The sequence below is a fragment of the Kitasatospora sp. NPDC038210 genome (assembly GCF_055600605.1).
Genome location: NZ_JBVJYK010000005.1, coordinates 70,659 through 86,933, shown reverse-complemented (window position 1 = coordinate 86,933; position 16,275 = coordinate 70,659). Strand labels below are relative to the sequence as shown.

The window sequence follows — 16,275 nt, the reverse complement described above, 5'->3', positions numbered from 1 at the left end:
GGACTCGGCGCCGCGACGGCCTCGGCGGCCCCGACGACGGCAGGGAACCGGGTGGCGGGTGGCGGGTGCGGACGGGTGGGCGCCGGGGAGGGTCAGTCGCGCTCGACGTGGACCTCGGCGAAGTGGTCGCCCTTGTCCGCCTTGCGGATGGTGACCCGGACGGTGCCGACGGCGGTCTCGGCGTCCTTGTCGACGGTCTTCTTGTTGTCGCCGATCGTCACCTCGGCCGAGTCGTCGGTGATGTGGCCGACCGTCATCTTCATCGGGTTGTCGCCGCCGAAGACCTTCACGGTCTTGGAGGCGTCCGCGCCGTCGGTCTTGATGCCGACGGTGCACTTGTGGTCGTCGAGGCAGAGGGCCACTCCGCCCTCACAGGCGGTCAGTCCGGCGCCGAGGGTCAGGACGGCGCCCGCGGCGAGGATCGCCGAACCGAACCGGAAGCGGGTCCGGAGGCTGGTGCGGTGGGCCTTGGCGGTGCTGCTCGCTGTGGTCATGTCCTCGACGATAGCGGGCCGGACACGGTCCGCCATCAGCCGTCGGCGGGAGGCCCGCCCTGGTGCAGCCCGGATCGGCCGGGCGGCTCAACCCCGAGAGCGGTGGGTCGAATCCCCTAGGGGTCAGGGGCAGTTGCGTAATCGGTTGGGTTTTCGACGCGCCGTCAGCATATGCCAACGGCCCATGCCACGCGCGTAGATCGACGGCCCGCAAAAACGGCCGGCGGTCAGTCGGCAATGATCCCCAGGCCGGTCTCCGGCCCTTCGCCCGGCCCCCACAGCGGCGCGGTGCAGCGCTGGTAGGTGGCCTGCCAGTGCGGCCAGTTGCGGGCCACGTCGTCGTCGCACTCGGCCAGCAGCCGCTCCACCGCGGCCGGCTCCACTCCCTCCAGCAGCCAGGCCAGCGCGTCCGCCGTGCCCGGACCGTCCGCCGCGCGCAGCAGGTCCAGCAGTTCGCCCAGCCCGCCGAGCCGGGAGCCGTCGGCCACCACCCGCTCCATCCGGGGCAGCAACTGGCGCTCCTCGATCCGCAGGTGGGTCTCCAGCCGGGCCGCCAGGTCCTCCATCGCGTACGCCACCGGCCAGGCGCTGCCGGTGTCCCGGCTGGCGATCCGGACCAGGGTGGTGACCCGGGTGAACGAGTGGTCCAGGTTGTGGTGGTCGGCCTCCAGCCAGTTGAGCAGCAGCCGCAGCTCCGGCGCGAAGCGACGCACGATCGGCCAGAGCCGGGTGTCCTGCTGCTCGTGGTGGCAGGTCAGCATCGCGGTCATGAAGGTCCAGTGCCGCAGCAGCGCCTCGCCCTTGTCCTCCTCGTCGGGCTGGAGCAGCCGCAGCGCGTTGGGCAGCCGGGCGAGGTCCCGGCGCAGCGCGGCGTGCACCAGGCGCAGTCCGGCGAACCGCACGGTGGCCGGGTCGTCGTCCGCGGTCCGCCCGCGCGCGTCGGCGCCCCGGGGATCGGCGCCGGGCTGACCCTGCGCGGGCACGGCGGGGGCGGGCTGGGGCAGCAGGTGGATCGGCATGGCACTCTCTTCACGGCTTGGGGCAGGACGGGTGGTGGCGGCCGGTGAGGACCACCCCAGCCAAGGTGCCCGCAGTCGATCAGAAGCGAATCAATGTCCGATTGACGCGCAGGTCAGCGCGTTTACGGGGGCGGACGCAACGCGCGGCGGCGCCCCACCCGTGTACCCGGGTGAGGGTGCGCACACCGCGTGCCGGGGGGTCCAGGGGAACAGCGAGGCCGCATGTCACCGGAGCAGGAGCAGTCGTTCGACGAGTTCGTGGCGAGCCGCTACGCCGCGCTGCGCCGCACCGGCTACCTGCTCTGCGGCGACTGGCACCTCGCCGAGGACCTCGCGCAGACCACGCTGGTGAAGCTGTACTCGCGCTGGAACCGGCTGCGCGACCCGGAGGCCGCGGCCGGGTACGCCCGGACGACACTGGTCCGCACCTACATCGACCTCCGGCGGCTGCGCCGCTCGCACGAGGTGCCGGCGTCGGAGCTGCCGGAGCCGGCGTTCGGACCGCGGGCCGGCGCCCCGGCCGACCCGGAGCGGCGGCTGGCCCTGCTGGCCGCGCTCGCGCAGGTCTCCCCCGCCTACCGGGCGACGCTGGTGCTGCGGTTCTGGGAGGACCAGTCGGTCGAGGCGACGGCGGAGGCCCTGCGGCAGAGCACCGGCACCGTGAAGTCCAACACCAGCCGGGGACTGGCCCAACTGCGGGTGATCCTCGGCGACTCGCTGCGGGAGATCGCGGCGAGCTGAGCGCGGCCCGGCCCGCGGGCCGGGCCGGGCGGCCCCGGTCGGACGCGCGGACCGGGCCGCCGGAACCGGTCACCCGGGCGGAACGGGCCGCCCGGGACGAGCGAGAGACGAGAGGAGAGCGGTTTTGAACCGGGACGATCCGGCGTTCGACGCCGACGACATGGGCGCGCTGTTCCGAGAGGTCCTGGACCAGCCGGAGCCGGCGGTTCCCCGGGGCCTGCTGCCGGAGGTCCGCCGCTCGGGCACGCGGATGCGCCGCCGACGCCACCTGCTGGCGACGGTCGCCACCGCGCTCGCGGTGGGGCTGCTGGCCACGGCGGGCTGGGCGGTGCACGGCAGGGCCCCGGTGGAGCGGGCCGGCCGGGGGCTGGCCCCGGCGGCGAGCGGGCCCGTCCTGCCGTCGACGGCGGCGGGCCGGCCCGCCGCGCAGCCCCCGGCGGCCAGCGGGACGGACGGCACGGCCGCACCGGGAACCGTCCAGGACAGCGCGGCCGCGCCGGGCACCGCCTCGGCGGTCACGGCCACCGGCGGCACGGCCTCGCCGGGCGCGTCCGCGGTCGGCAGCGCACGCCTGCTCGCCCTGCTGCGCGACCACCCGCCCGAGGACATCGGCGGGGTCGCCGCGGGCGCCACGGCGGACGCCTTCGTGCTGACCAGGAAGGACGGCGGCACGGTCACGATGAGCCGGAGCCTGGACGGGCCCGCCCAGCAGCGCGGCGGCACCAGCTCGCCGTGCGAGTCCCGCACCACAGCCTGGGGTCCGATGAGCCCGGAGGGCCGGGACTGCCTCGGCACGAAGCTGGCGGACGGCTCGGTGGTCTGGCTGCTGCACCCGCTGACGGTCGTCCCGCGCGGACAGGAGGCCCAGGTCCGGGTCGTGACGACGAGCGGCCTGGTGTACGTCCTGCTGTTCGCCCGGGCCGAGGCGCGGTCGCAGCCCGAGGACGTGACGGTGCCGCTGCTGGAGCTGATGCAACTGGCCGAGGCACCGGGGTTCCTGGAAGCGGTCCGGGACGGCTGGGGGGACCCTTCCCTCGGGTCCAAGCCCCCCGGGCCGTCCACGAGTCCGCGGCCTCCCTCGCCCTCGGCGGCGTCCAAGCCCTCCCGGACGCCGACGGCGCGCTGACCGCCCACGGCCGCCGGACACCGGGGACGCCGGGGCCCGGCAACCGTGGTGGGCGACGGAGCGGCGTCAGTCGGCCGCCGGCCCCGCCAGGTTCTTGGTCAGCCACTCCAGGGTGTCCGGGATCATCTTCTTGAAGTCCGAGGTGAGGTGCTTGCCCCCGGGCTGCTCGTAGTAGTCGATGCCGACCGGCGGAGCGGCCTTGGCGACCCAGGACTTGACCACCTTGGTCTCGTACGGGTTGGCGCCGCCCGCGGTGACCAGCATCTTCACGTCGGCCTTGCCCTGGGCGACCAGCACGTCGGGGTTGTTGGCCGCGCGCTCGGCGTCGTGGCCCTTCCACAGGAGCGAGTCCGGGATGAAGTAGCCGTCGATCGGCACCGCGGCCTTGTAGACGTCCGGGTGCTGCAGGGCGAGCTTGGCGCTGCAGAAGCCGCCGGTGGAGGCGCCCATCACGCCCCAGCCGTCGCGGCCCTGCACGGTGCGGAAGTTGGCGCGGACGAAGTCCGGGATGTCCTGGGCCATCCAGGTGCCCATCTTGGGCTGGCCCGGGATGTCGGAGCAGTCCAGCGCGTTCTTCTCGTCCCCGTTGAAGTTCTGCACCGGCATGATCATGATGAACGGGTGGGACTTGCCCGCCTTGACCAGCCGCTCGTTCTCCTCCTGGATCGGCAGCTGGTTGTCGGTCCAGGTGTTGTAGCCGTTGCTCTGGCCGCCCGCGAAGAGGGTCAGCACCGGGAAGCCGGTCTTGGCGAACTTGGGGTCGTTGTACTCGGGCGGCAGCCAGACCCAGACCTTGCCGGAGACACCGGACTTCGCGCCGGTCACGGTGGTCAGGAAGATCGGTCCGGCGGCGGTGTCCCGGGACTTGGCGAGGGTGGCGTTCGGGCCGGTCGGCATGAGCACCTTGCCGTTGCCGACCGCGGGCGCCGGGGTGCCCGAGCCGGTGCCGCCCGCGGTCGGGGTGCCCGCGGCGCTGCCGGTCGCGGCCGGGGAGCCGTCCGACTTGGCGCTGTCGCCCTTCCCACCACCGGAACTCCCGCAGGCCGCGAGCGAGGCGGCCAGGGCGAGCACGGCGGCGCCGGACAGGACGGCACGGGAACGGGACGACTGCCTAAGCACGGTGAGGACTCTCCGACCGATGTCGCGCCCGGTCCGTCTGACCGGGCGGCGGCCCCCCGGTGGGGCCGGACAGACCCGGGAACACCATGCTGGTACGGCCCCCGGGTGATGGCGCGCCGTCCCTCGCGGGGGCGCGTCTTCCTGCGATCTTATGACGTGGCCCGGGGCGGCCCGGTTGCGCGTCGGCCACCGGAAATCCAATGTTTGTTCGCGATCAGGTAAAACCCTTCACCACCCCCGTCGGACGACGGGGGCCGGACGGCGGGATTCACCGATCGCAAACCGGTCCTGGCGCCGGTTTTTGGGCGCTTTCGACCAGTGACAGCCACCCGGGGCAGCCGCAACGATCGCTCCGGGGGACCGACCGGGACCGGCTGGGACGCCATCGCCACCACCACCATCGCCATCGCCATCGCCACCGAGGAGAGCGCCATGCCCCAGCAGATCGCCGTCGTCACCGGAGCCGGGAGCGGCGTCGGCCGGGCCGTGGCGGTGGAGCTGGCCGCGGCCGGCTGGCTGCCGGTGCTGGCCGGCCGGCGGGCCGAGCCGCTGCACGCAACCGCCCGACTCTGCGGCGCCCCGGCCGACGTGGTGCCGACCGACGTCACCGACCCGGCCGCCGTGGACGCGCTGTTCGCCACGACCGCAGAGCGGCACGGCCGGGTGGACCTGCTGTTCAACAACGCCGGCAGCTTCGGCCCGGCCGTCCCGGTGGAGGAGCTGGAGGTCGAGGCCTGGCGGGCGGTGGTCGACCTCAACCTGACCGGCGCCTTCCTCTGCGCCCGGGCGGCGTTCCGGCAGATGAAGGTCCAGGACCCGCAGGGCGGCCGGATCATCAACAACGGCTCGATCTCGGCGCACGTCCCGCGCCCGCACTCGATCGCCTACACCGCGACCAAGCACGCGGTCACCGGCCTGACCAAGTCGCTGTCCCTGGACGGGCGCCCCCACCGGATCGCCTGCGGGCAGATCGACATCGGCAACGCGGCGACCGACATGACGGCGGCGATGAACGCGGGTGTCCGGCAGGCCGACGGCCGGATCGCCCCCGAGCCGACCATGGACGTGGCCGACGTCGCACGGACCGTACGGCACATGGCCGCGCTGCCGCTGGAGGCCAATGTGCAGTTCGCCACGGTGATGGCGACCGCGATGCCGTACGTCGGGCGCGGCTGAGACCGGCGCACCCGGGCCCCGGCCCCGCTCCCCCGACTGCGGCTCCCCCACACGGCGGGAACCCCGTCGGGCGGCGCCGACGGGGTTCCCGAGGAGGGGCCGGGCTTGGCCTACGGCCGCCAGGTGTCGTTCAGCGTGACGGTCCCGCCGACGGGCACGGTCGCCGTCCGGTTGGCGCCGGACTCCCAGGTCACCGCACCGTTCGCGTCCTTGCGGACGTACTTGTACTGGACGGAGGTGCCGGCCGGCAGCGAGAGCGCGAGCGACCAGACCGGGTAGCCGGCGGACGAGAGCGGCAGCGCCTTCGCCGGGTCCCAGCCGCCGAGCGCCGCGGCGTCGCCGACCACGTAGACGTTCTGCCCGTACGCGGTGGTCGCGTTGACGTTGAACGAGGCGCCGGAAGCGGTCGCGCCCGGCTGGACGTACAGCGCGACCGCGTCGCCCGCGCCGACCGTCGCGGTGAACTGCCCGTTGGCGCCGACCTGGTAGGTCGGGCCGGTGCAGCCGCCGCCCGGCTGCGGGTCGCCGTGCTGGACGTCGCAGTAGGTGCCGGCCGGCAGCCCGGTCTGGAAGGTCTGGGTGATCGCGCCGCTCTCGTGGTTGATCGCGACGTAACCCTTGTTGCCGCGGCCGAAGGCGATCGCGTTGTTGCCGTTGGACCACCAGTCGGTCACCCCGGTGCCCGCCACGGCGTTGCGGAAGCCGACCATGTTGGCGACCTGCCGCCAGGCGTGGGTGCAGTTCCAGCCGTCCTGGTAGCAGGCGTTGACGGTGCCGCCGTTCGGCGGGCCGTCGTCCTTGTTGGTGAAGGCGTAGCCGGAGTAGATGTTGGGCGAGCCGTAGGTCGAGGCCAGCAGGAAGACGTTGGCCAGCGTGTAGGTGTTGCCGTAGGTGTAGTTGAGGGTCGAGCCGTTGCGCTCGGTGTCCCAGTTGTCGAGGAAGCTGCGCGCCTGGTCGCTCGGCAGGTAGCCCCACGAGGCGCCCCAGCCGCTGAGGTTGGCGAGCTTGTCGGTGGTGAAGATGCGCTTGAGGTCGGTGCCGACCCGGAACTCGTCCACGTCGCCGTTGCCGGTGTACTCGGTCGGCTGGATCGGCTCGCCGGCGCCGTAGATGACCTCCTGGACCCAGTAGGCGCCGGGGTTGGCCGTCTTGGCCTTGATCGCGGCGAGGTCGCCGGCGGCGATGTGCTTGGCCGCGTCGATCCGGTAGCCGTCCACGCCGAGCGAGCCGAGGTCGTCCAGGTAGTGCGCGATGGTGGTCTGGACGTAGGAGCTGCCGGTGTCGAGGTCCGCGAGGTTCACCAGCTCGCAGTTCTGGACGTTGGAGCGGTCCTGGTAGTTGCTGATCGCCTGGCGGCAGGAGTGGAAGTCCTGGTCCTGGTAGGTGCCGGGGTAGGTGTACTTGGTGTACGCGGTGCCGCCGGTTCCGGTGCCGGAGCCGGCGGACATGTGGTTGACCACCGCGTCGGCGATCACCTTGACCCCGGCCGCGTGGCAGGTGTCGACCATGTTCTTGAACGAGGTGCGGTCGCCGAGCCGGCCGGCGATCTTGTAGCTGACCGGCTGGTAGGAGGTCCACCACTGCGGACCCTGGATGTGCTCCTGCGGCGGGGAGACCTCGACGAAGCCGTAGCCCTTCGGGCCGAGCGTCGAGGTGCAGGCCTGGGCGACCGAGTCGAAGCGCCACTCGAAGAGGGTGGCGGTGACGTCCTTGCCGTTGTTCGCGGGCGGGGAGGCCTGGGCGGCGGGCGCGCCGAGCGCGGTGCCCAGCGAGAGCGCGAGTGCGGCCGAGGCGGCGAGCGCGACGGCTGCGCGGGCGGGTCTGCGGGTGGGGGCGGTGGTGACCACGTCGTCTCCTGGGGGTGGCTGGGGTGGGGCAGCCGGAGGTGAAGCCTGCAGGAAGTTTCTGTAACTTGCCGGAAACTTGCAGCGCTGAACCTAGGATGACCCGGAGACACCGTCAAGACGTAGGACAGTAACGTTTCTGCAGGCCGCGGACGGTTCGGGCTGGTTCGGGCACGACAAGGGCCCGGCAGCCGTAGCCGCCGGGCCCCTCACCTGTCCTGGTTCACCGGCCCCTCAGGAGCCGGTCCGGGTTCAGCCGGTCTGGACGGAGGTGTCGTCGATCACGAAGCTCGTCTGCAGCGAGGAGTCCTCGACGCCGTTGAACTTCACGGTGACCGTCTGGCCCGCGTAGGCCGAGAGGTCGAAGGTGCGCTGCTGGTAGCCGGCCGCGGCGTCCGCGTTGGAGTAGGTCTTCAGCGCGGTGCCGTTGACCGACACGGTCAGCTTGTCGTACGCGGTGGTGCCCGACTCCGCGGTGTCGATGTGCAGCCAGAAGCTCAGCGTCGCCTTGCAGCCCGCCGGGATGCTCACCGTCTGCGACAGCGTGTCGGTGTGGGAGGAGCCGTAGCCGTCCATCCACGCCTTCCACGAACCGCCGTGCGCGGCCTGGCTGGAGCTGTTGTCGACCACGCCGGAGCTCGCCGTCCACGGCGAGGCCGAACCGGTCTCGAAGCCCGCGTTGCCGAGCAGCTGCGCCGGGGTGCAGCCACCGCCGCCACCGCTGGTGACGGTCCAGGTGAAGCTGGTGGTACCGGACTTGCCGGCCGAGTCCTTCACCGTCACGGTGACGTTGGAGGTGCCCGCCGCGGTCGGGGTGCCGGTGATCGCGCCGGTGGAGGCGTTGATCGCCAGGCCGGCCGGCAGGCCGGTCGCCGAGTACGACAGCGGCGCGGTGCCGCCCGAGGCCTTGATGGCCAGGTTGACCGCCGTGCCGACGGCGGTCGACTGGTTGCCCGGGCTGGTGACGGTGACGCCGCCCGGGTTGGGCAGCGAGCCGACGTTGACGGCGGCCCAGGCGGTGGCGACCGCGTTGTACTCGGCGCTGTTCGCGCCGTACAGGTCGGTGGCCGCGTTCAGGGTCGCGGTACGGGCGGCCGCGTAGTTGGTGGTGGAGGTCATGTACGCGGTCAGTGCCTTGTACCAGACCTGCTGCGCCTTGTCGTGGCCGATGCCGGTGACGGTGATGTTGTTGACGGTCGGGCTGTTGTAGCTGACGCCGTTGATCACCTTGGCGCCGCTGCCCTCGGACAGCAGGTAGAAGAAGTGGTTGGCGACACCGGACGAGTAGTGCACGTCCAGGTTGCCGACGCCCGAGTACCAGGAGTCCGCCGACTGGCCGTCCTTGGAGGGCTTGTCCATGTAGCGCAGCGGCGTGCCGTTGCCGTTGATGTCGATCAGCTCGCCGACCAGGTAGTCCGGCACGTCCTTGGGCAGGTTGGCGTAGAACTCCACCATGTTGCCGAAGATGTCCGAGGTGGCCTCGTTGAGGCCGCCGGACTCGCCCGAGTAGTTCAGGTTGGCGGTGGCCGAGGTGACGCCGTGGCTCATCTCGTGGCCCGCGACGTCCAGCTCGGTCAGCGGGTGGGTGTCGCCGTCACCGTCGCCGTACGTCATGCAGAAGCAGCCGTCGTCCCAGAACGCGTTGACGTAGCCGGTGTCGTAGTGCACGCGGCTCATGGCGCCGACGCCGTCGTTGCGGATGCCGCTGCGGCCGAAGGTGTTCTTGTAGAAGTCCCAGGTCGCCGCCGCGCCGAACTGGGCGTCCACGGCCGCCGACTCGCGGTTGCTGGCCTGGCCGTTGCCCCAGGTGTCGGAGGTCTTGGAGAACAGGGTGCCGTTGCCGGAGGTGCCGTTCTTCATGTCCGTGGTGTTCTGGCCACCGCGGCTGGCGTCCTTGAGCGTGTAGGTCGAGCCGCTCTGGGTGGTGGTCAGCGGCACGGTGCCGACGAAGACGCCGGTGCCGGTGCCGCGCTTGATGCCGTCGGCCTTGCTGAGCACGTCACCGGTCTTGGCGTCGGTCACCACGTGCAGCTTGCTCGGGGTGCCGTCGGACTCCTGGCCGGCGATGACCGTCTCCCAGGCGAGCTTCGGGGTGCCGTCCGCGGCCCACACCACCAGGCGCGGGGCGGTGTCGACGGAGCCCGCCTCGACGGCCAGCGCGGCGGCCTGGGCCTTCGGCGCGGCCAGGGCCGGGGTGGTCTCGACGCCGGCGAGGCTGGCCTCGCTGGCCTTGGTCACGCTCTTGGTGGCACCGTTCGCGTCCTGGTGGACGATCAGGTCGCCGCCGAGGACGGGGAGTCCGGCGTAGGTGCGCTCGTAGCGCAGGTGGCGACCGCCGTTGGCGTCCTGGACGACGTCCTTGGTGACCAGCTTCTCCTGGCCGCTCAGGCCGAGGGCCTGGGCGAGGGAGGCGGTCTGCTGGTTCGCCGAGGCGATCAGCGCGGCCCGGGTGGACTGCTGGGCGGCGACGGCGGCCGGCGCGTCCGGGGTGGCCGCCTGGGCGATGACCGGTATGCCGGTGACCAGCAGCGCGGTGGACGCGGCCAGGACGACCGCCGCCTTCCGGGCGTGAGCGTAACGGGACATGCGGACTCCTTTTCCGACCGGGGCTGGGTCGCGCCGGTGGAGAGAAACCTGGGCCGCGGGGTTGCGGCGCAGTGGGGGCCCCCGCCGGGTGCGACGGAGGTGCGGTAGCGGGTTGCGGTGCACACAACCCGTTGCAGGGTCGGGACGCGCTGCACCATGGCTGGAACGGCTGCACCGGGGGGTGGGGCCCCCTCGTCTGCAGCCGGAGGAATCGTGGCAGCAAACCGGCCGTCAATGACAGATGCATGCCACTGATTGGCCGGTTCATTACCGAAACCGTATGCATGGCGGTTCGTCAGTTGTGGTACGCCGTCGCGAACTCGTGAACACGGTTTTCATGCCCCGGACAAAGTTCGATCACTACCGGCGGTCACTGACCAGCAGTCGGAAGCGGCGGCCGTGCCGCCGGGCGCCGCGCAGCGCCGAACGGGCGCGGCACGTCACAGTTCCGGCCGTGCCAGTGGAGCTTTCCGGCCATTCTGTGGCCGGAACGGAACCGGGCCCCGCTCCGCCTCGACGGCGGTGCGGGGCCCGGCAATCGGCGGGTGCACGGATCAGTGTTGGACGAACACCGCCACGGTACGGCCCGGCACGGTGAAGGTGCCGGTCGCCGCGTCGAAGCCGGACTGCTTGACCACCTGGTCCGCTCCGCCCGCCTGGACGGGGTGCAGCGCCTGGCCCGTCCCCTGCAGGGCCGCCACGGTCTGCGCCTGCGCGGTGGGCGTGGCGTTGAAGACCACCGTGATGCCCTTCTCGGCCCCCGTCAGCCCGGTGCCGTCCAGGTGCAGGGTGATCACGCCGGGCGTCTCGCCGGCGGTGCCGGAGAGCGGGTACGAGAGCCGCTGCTGGACGGCGGCCAGGGTGGGCAGGGAGAACAGCGGCGAGGACTGCTTGATCCGCAGGAACTCCTGGTACTGCGCCGAGGTCGCCCGGATGTCGGCCGCGCCGACGGTCAGCTTCGGGTTCGCCAGCAGGGACTGCGCGGTCGGCCACATGCCCTTGTTGTCGGCCGCCGGCGGCAGGCCGCGGCCCCAGCCGTTGCCGTCCGCGGCGTCCCAGTGGATCGCGTTGAACCAGTCGCCCGAGTCGTAGGCGTTGGAGTCGAGCGACTTGGAGCGCAGCAGGTCGCTGCCGGCCTGGGCGAAGCCCGCGCCCTGGGTGAGCGCAGTGAGCGACAGGCCGAGCGCCTGCATCCGGGCCCGGTCGGCGGGCGCGGTGCCGGTCGGCAGCTTGTACGCGAGCGCGTCGAAGAGGTCGGTGTTGTCGTGGGCGTCCACGTACTCCACCGCCTCGCCCGGCTTGGCCGCGTACCCGGTCGGAGCGCCGTTGTAGTCGATCTGGGCGCCGGTCACGGACTTGCCGGAGCTGTCGGTGAAGGAGTACCCGGCCAGGCTGCCGGTCAGCCCCACCTTCAACTGGTCCATCTGGTGCAGCAGTCGGGCCTTCTGCTGGTCCGGGCTGCCGTTCGCGGGCGAGCCGTTGGGGTCGGTGAACAGGCCCGAGGCGAAGCCCTGCTGGGGCGCCGAGTCGAGCATGAAGTTGCCGCCCCGCGCGGCGTCGCGGATCCGGTCGTCGAAGGTGGCGATGCCGGTGCCGGCCATGTTGGCCTGGGTGGCCTGCTCGAACCGGGCGTTGTTCGCGACGGCGCCGAAGTTCCAGCCCTCGCCGTACAGGAAGACGTTCTTCCCGTCCACGCCGTCCGAGTCCGGCGTCATCTTCCGCAGCGCGGCCTGCACGTCCAGCATGGTGGACTTCGGATCCAGGCCCATCAGGTCGAAGCGGAAGCCGTCGACCTTGTACTCGCGGGCCCACAGGGTCACCGAGTCGACCACCAGCCGGTTCATCATGGCGTGCTCGGGCGCGGTGTCGGCGCAGCAACTGTCCGTCGTCACCTTGCCGTCGGCGTCCAGCCGCTGGTAGTAGCCGGGGACGACCCGGTCCAGCACCGAGTGCTCGGCCTGTCCGGCGGCGGCGGTGTGGTTGTAGACCACGTCGAGCACCACCCGCAGCCCGGCCGCGTGCATCGCCTGCACCATCTGCCGGAACTGCACGGTACGGGCCGTGCCCGCCGGGTCCGTCGCGTACGAGCCCTCCGGCACGTTGTAGTGCAGCGGGTCGTAGCCCCAGTTGTAGGCGTCGTCGGCGGCGACCGCCGCCACGCACTCCTGCTGCTTCGGGCCGTCCGCCGGGAGGGACTTGAGGTCGCAGGCGGGCAGCTTCTGGTCGGCCCGGTTCTCCCGGATGGTGGCGATGTCGAAGGTCGGCAGCAGGTGGATCGTGGTCACCCCGGCCTTGGCCAGGTCCCGCAGGTGCTGCATGCCGGCCGACTGCGACTCGGTGAACGCCAGGTAGGTGCCGCGCTCGGCGGCCGGGACGGTGGGGTCGTCCACCGAGAAGTCCCGGACGTGCAGTTCCTGGATCTGCTGCTGCGCGGGCGGCACGGCCTGCGGCCGGGCGTGGTCGTCCCAGCCCGCGGGCTTGAGCTCCTTGGCGTCGAGATCGGCGACCAGGCTCCGCTCGGAGTCGGTCGACAGCGCCACCGAGTACGGGTCGGTGACGGTGTTGGTGACCACCTGCTGCACCGAGGGCGCCCAGACCTTCACCTGGTACAGGTAGTACTTGCCGTCCAGCTCACCCTTGTCGCGGACGACCTCCCAGACCCCGGTCTCGTCGTCGAGCTTCAGCGGCAGCGTCTTCGGGGTGCCCCCGGTGGCGCCGTCGAAGACCTGGACGGAGACCTCCTGCGCGGTCGGCGCCCACAGGGACAGCGCCACCTTGCCGTCGTAGTACGCCGGGCCGAAGTCGACCTTGCCGGTCCGCCCGGCGTAGAGGTCGTCCAGCACGCCCGGGGTCTGCACCCCGGTTCCGCCCAGCACGGCGCCGCTGGGCAGGTGTTCGGTGAACAGCAGCTGGCTGCGCAGCGCGGCCGGGACGCGGGCGGTGTCCCGGGCGTCCACGGTGAAGGCCCGGTAGCCGGCCAGGTGGGGGTACTTCGCCTTCTGCGCGTCGGTCAGCCCGCCCTTGACCGGGGTGAGCCGCAGCCACTGGCCGCGCTTGGTCAGCACGCCCTTGTCGGCCTTGATGCCGCCCGCCGGGTCGTAGACCAGCTGGGCGCTGGTGCCGCCGGCCAGGGCGTCGTCGCCCGCGCCGTAGTTCGCCGGGACGACGACGGTCCTCGCGTCGATCCACTGCGCCTTGGCGCCGGTGAGGTCGACCTGTGAGGAGGCGGCCGGGTTCTGCGGCAGCAGGTGGCCCTCGCGGCCGCCGAGGATCCAGACCTCCCTGCCGTCGACCGCGAAGTCCAGCGACTGGTCGGCGGGCAGGTCCTTGTCGTTGCCCCGGTGCAGGATGTAGCTGAGGCTGGTCGCGCCGGGGGCCAGCGGCACCTCGAAGACGGCGCCGAAGGCGTCGCGGCGCACCGGCGTCAGCGGCTTGCCCCAGTCGGTGGGGGTGGCGGCGCCGGTCCAGTCGTGCAGGCCCCAGCCGTCGTAGTCGCCGTCGGCCCGGTTGTAGTGGATGACGGCGGTGTTCGCCGGCGGCGTGCTCGTCGGGCCCGGGTTCGCGGTGCGCACCGCCGGGTCGCCCTGCTCCAGCCACACCTCGCCGGTGCTGCCGACGTCGATGTGGCGGTCGGCGTCCACGTCCTTGACGCCGTTCTTCTCCACGATGAACCCGACGTCCGAGGCGCCCGGCTTCAGCCGCACGTACGCGAAGGCGCCGTACGCGTCCCGCCCGGTGAAGGCGTGCCCGGCGGGCCACTGGGTGCCCTCGCCGTCGGCGAGGTCGCCCCAGGCGTAGAGGTTCCAGCCGTCGTAGTCGCCGTCCGGCCGGTTGTAGTGGACGACGGCGTACGGGCGGGCGCCCGCGGTGGGCACCGGCTGGGGTGCGGGGGCGCCGGTGGTGAAGCTCGCGGTGGCGGAGCGCAGGTGGCCGCCGGAGTCCTGCACGACGGCCTTGTAGCGCACGACCGTGCCGGGGGCGACGGCGCCCAGGTCCTGGGTGACGGCGTACTTCCCGGTGTCGGCGGTGCCGAGGGTCTGCCAGGGTCCGTCGCCGATCTGGGCGGCGAAGCTCACCCGGTCGAAGCCGCCGCCGTCGACCTTCGCGCCGACCGTGACGAGGCCGGTGGCACCGTCCGCGGGCGGCTGCAGCGAGATCTGCGGCGCGGCGGTCACGGCGGCGAGCCTGGCACCCGCCTTGAACACCACGGAGGACAGCGCCGGAACGGTCACCGTCACCTTGCGGTCGGCGCCGGAGGTCGCCCTCTCCTTCTCCCCCGCGGCCGGGTAGATCCGGTCGAAGCCCATTCCCGCCGAGAAGGTGTCCAGCGTGACGGTCTTCGCCTCGGCGGCGTTGTTGACCGCCACCAGGTACTCGACCTGCTGCCCGGCGTCGATCCGGGAGAAGGCGTAGACGCCCGCGCCGTCGGCGGCGTACCGCTCGATCTGGGCGCCGTCGGCCAGCGCCGGGTTGTCGCGGCGCAGCTTCGCCAGGCCCGCGATGCCCTGGTAGAGCGCGCCGTCCTGCCCGTACCGGTCGGCCGGGCCCGAGGCTCCGCCGAGCACGCGGTCGCTGTTGTAGGAGGGCGTCTTCGAGGCGAACAGGTCCTGCCGGGCGTCCTTGTCGCCGCCCGCGCCGGTGAAGCCCTGCTCGTCGCCGTAGTAGACGACGGGCTGGCCGCGGGTGAGGAACTGCAGCTCGGTGCCGAGCCGGTCCTTCTTCAGCAGGGTCGCCTCGTCGGCGCCCGGGTTGTCGGCGAGCAGGAAGGAGCCGAAGCGGCCCATGTCGTGGTTGCCGAGGAAGGTCGGCAGCTCGTAGGCGTCGGTGTCGGCGCCGGTGTACCGGTAGTCCTGGCCGTAGACGTCGGCGAGGGCCTTCGCCGAGCCGCCCTGGGAGACGTACGAGCGGGCTGCGCCCTGGAACGGGAAGTCCAGGGTGGCCTGCAGCTTGCCCTTGGTGACGTACGGCGAGGTGATCGCCGGGTCGCCCGAGTAGACCTCGCCGAACATGAAGAACTTCTTGTTGCCCTGCTTGGCGGCGAAGTCCTTGAGCGCGGGCGCCCACTGCCGCCAGAACGCCATGTCGACGTGCTTGACGGTGTCGATCCGGAAGCCGTCCACGCCGGCGTCCTTGACCCACTGCTGGTAGACCTTCTCGAAGCCCTTCACCACCCGGGGGTTCTGGGTGTCGAGGTCGTCCAGGCCGCTGAAGTCGCCCTCGGTGGCGGACTCGCCGACGAAGGTCGAGTCGCCGCGGTTGTGGTAGAGCGAGGGGTCGTTGAGCCAGGACGGGGTCTTGGCGTTCGCGTCGCCGGGGTTGCGGAAGACCGGGGTGTAGGGGAACGAGTCCTTGGTGATCCGCGGCCAGGGGGCGCCGGCGTCGGCGACGGCGGTCTCGTCCACCGGGTTCCCGTCCGCGTCGAGCGTCGGGTAGGCGCCCGCCGAGCGGTAGCCGTGCTGCTGCTCGGCGTCGTCGATGACGTCGGCGGTGTGGTTGGTGATGACGTCGAAGAAGACCTTGATGCCGCGGGCGTGCGCCTTGGCTATCAGCTCCTTGAGCTGGTCGTTGGTGCCGAAGTGCGGGTCGACCTGGGTGAAGTCGGTGATCCAGTAGCCGTGGTAGCCGGCCGAGGCGTCGGCCCCGCTGCCCTGCACCGGCTTGTTCTTGAAGATCGGCGCCATCCAGATCGCGGTGGTGCCGAGGTCCTGGATGTAGTCGAGCTTCCGGATCAGGCCGGCCAGGTCGCCGCCGTGGTAGAAGCCCTTGTCGGCGGGGTCGAAGCCGTTGTCCAGCCGCCCGCCGGTGATGCCGCCGGTGTCGTTCGCCGGGTCGCCGTCGGCGAAGCGGTCGGGCAGGACGAAGTAGAACTGCTCGCGGGTGAGGTCGTGCCGCCCGGCGGTCGCGGCGAGCGCGGCGTCCGAGGGCGGGGCGGGCGGGGCGGCTCCGAGGGCCGCGGGGGCGCTGCCGAGGGTGGCGGCGGTCAGCGCGACGGCCAGCAGGACGGCCGTGCGGCCCGTCCTGCGGGGGGATCTGCTCCGTCGGGGGCGGAGCGGGGAATCGGCCACTGAGGGCTCCCTTAGGGGAAGGGGCGATCGAGTTCCCAGGAAGCTAGCGGCCTGCAATATGTTTCAGCAAGATGCAGAAACCGTTTCGTTCCGGGAAAATCCAGC

Annotated in this window: 9 protein-coding genes; 3 read left to right on the top strand and 6 right to left on the bottom strand. The window is 72.2% G+C overall.

Annotated features, from left to right (window positions below; all coding sequences use genetic code 11):
- Positions 1–92: 92 nt before the first annotated feature.
- Both ACZ7KX_RS12035 and ACZ7KX_RS12030 read right to left on the bottom strand, forming a co-directional pair.
- The gene (locus tag ACZ7KX_RS12035) at positions 93–494 is read right to left on the bottom strand and encodes a hypothetical protein (protein WP_470326361.1); all 402 of its coding nucleotides are present in this window, start codon (positions 492–494) and stop codon (positions 93–95) included.
- A gap of 227 nt (positions 495–721) precedes the next feature.
- Entirely contained in the window at positions 722–1,513 is a 792-nt protein-coding gene (locus ACZ7KX_RS12030; protein WP_350522597.1) for a hemerythrin domain-containing protein, read from the bottom strand.
- A gap of 222 nt (positions 1,514–1,735) precedes the next feature.
- Between ACZ7KX_RS12030 and ACZ7KX_RS12025 the strand changes: the two genes are divergently transcribed.
- Together ACZ7KX_RS12025 and ACZ7KX_RS12020 are read left to right on the top strand one after the other, a co-directional pair.
- Entirely contained in the window at positions 1,736–2,254 is a 519-nt protein-coding gene (locus ACZ7KX_RS12025) for a SigE family RNA polymerase sigma factor (RefSeq protein WP_470326360.1), read from the top strand.
- A gap of 124 nt (positions 2,255–2,378) precedes the next feature.
- Positions 2,379–3,380 carry a hypothetical protein gene (locus tag ACZ7KX_RS12020; RefSeq protein ID WP_470326359.1) on the top strand — a complete coding sequence of 334 codons (1,002 nt, stop codon included), beginning with the start codon at positions 2,379–2,381 and terminating at the stop codon, positions 3,378–3,380.
- Between the two features lie 66 nt (positions 3,381–3,446).
- Here ACZ7KX_RS12020 and ACZ7KX_RS12015 read toward each other — a convergent pair whose 3' ends face one another.
- Positions 3,447–4,499 carry an alpha/beta hydrolase gene (locus tag ACZ7KX_RS12015; protein WP_470326358.1) on the bottom strand — a complete coding sequence of 351 codons (1,053 nt, stop codon included), beginning with the start codon at positions 4,497–4,499 and terminating at the stop codon, positions 3,447–3,449.
- Positions 4,500–4,931: 432 nt separating this feature from the next.
- On the opposite strand from ACZ7KX_RS12015, the gene ACZ7KX_RS12010 reads away from it, so the two are divergent.
- Positions 4,932–5,675 (top strand): SDR family oxidoreductase, encoded by a 744-nt coding sequence (locus ACZ7KX_RS12010; protein WP_470326674.1) that lies wholly within the window; start codon positions 4,932–4,934, stop codon positions 5,673–5,675.
- A gap of 110 nt (positions 5,676–5,785) precedes the next feature.
- On the opposite strand, the gene ACZ7KX_RS12005 is transcribed toward ACZ7KX_RS12010, so the two are convergent.
- The 3 genes from ACZ7KX_RS12005 to pulA all read right to left on the bottom strand — a co-directional run bounded on the left by ACZ7KX_RS12005 (position 5,786) and on the right by pulA (position 16,170).
- A complete protein-coding gene (locus ACZ7KX_RS12005; protein ID WP_470326357.1) occupies positions 5,786–7,522 on the bottom strand; it encodes a carbohydrate-binding module family 20 domain-containing protein in 1,737 nt (578 codons plus the stop codon).
- Between the two features lie 249 nt (positions 7,523–7,771).
- Positions 7,772–10,105 (bottom strand): M4 family metallopeptidase, encoded by a 2,334-nt coding sequence (locus tag ACZ7KX_RS12000; RefSeq protein ID WP_470326356.1) that lies wholly within the window; start codon positions 10,103–10,105, stop codon positions 7,772–7,774.
- Between the two features lie 554 nt (positions 10,106–10,659).
- Complete coding sequence (pulA, locus tag ACZ7KX_RS11995) at positions 10,660–16,170, bottom strand: pullulanase-type alpha-1,6-glucosidase (RefSeq protein WP_470326355.1); 5,511 nt, start codon at positions 16,168–16,170, stop codon at positions 10,660–10,662.
- Between the last annotated feature and the right edge of the window lie 105 nt (positions 16,171–16,275).

Coding starts and splice junctions, on each gene's coding strand:
- ACZ7KX_RS12035 (WP_470326361.1), bottom strand. CDS start 494: ATGACCACAGCGAGCAGCACCGCCAAGGCCCACCGCACCAGCCTCCGG.
- ACZ7KX_RS12000 (WP_470326356.1), bottom strand. CDS start 10,105: ATGTCCCGTTACGCTCACGCCCGGAAGGCGGCGGTCGTCCTGGCCGCG.
- ACZ7KX_RS12025 (WP_470326360.1), top strand. CDS start 1,736: ATGTCACCGGAGCAGGAGCAGTCGTTCGACGAGTTCGTGGCGAGCCGC.
- ACZ7KX_RS12030 (WP_350522597.1), bottom strand. CDS start 1,513: ATGCCGATCCACCTGCTGCCCCAGCCCGCCCCCGCCGTGCCCGCGCAG.
- ACZ7KX_RS12010 (WP_470326674.1), top strand. CDS start 4,932: ATGCCCCAGCAGATCGCCGTCGTCACCGGAGCCGGGAGCGGCGTCGGC.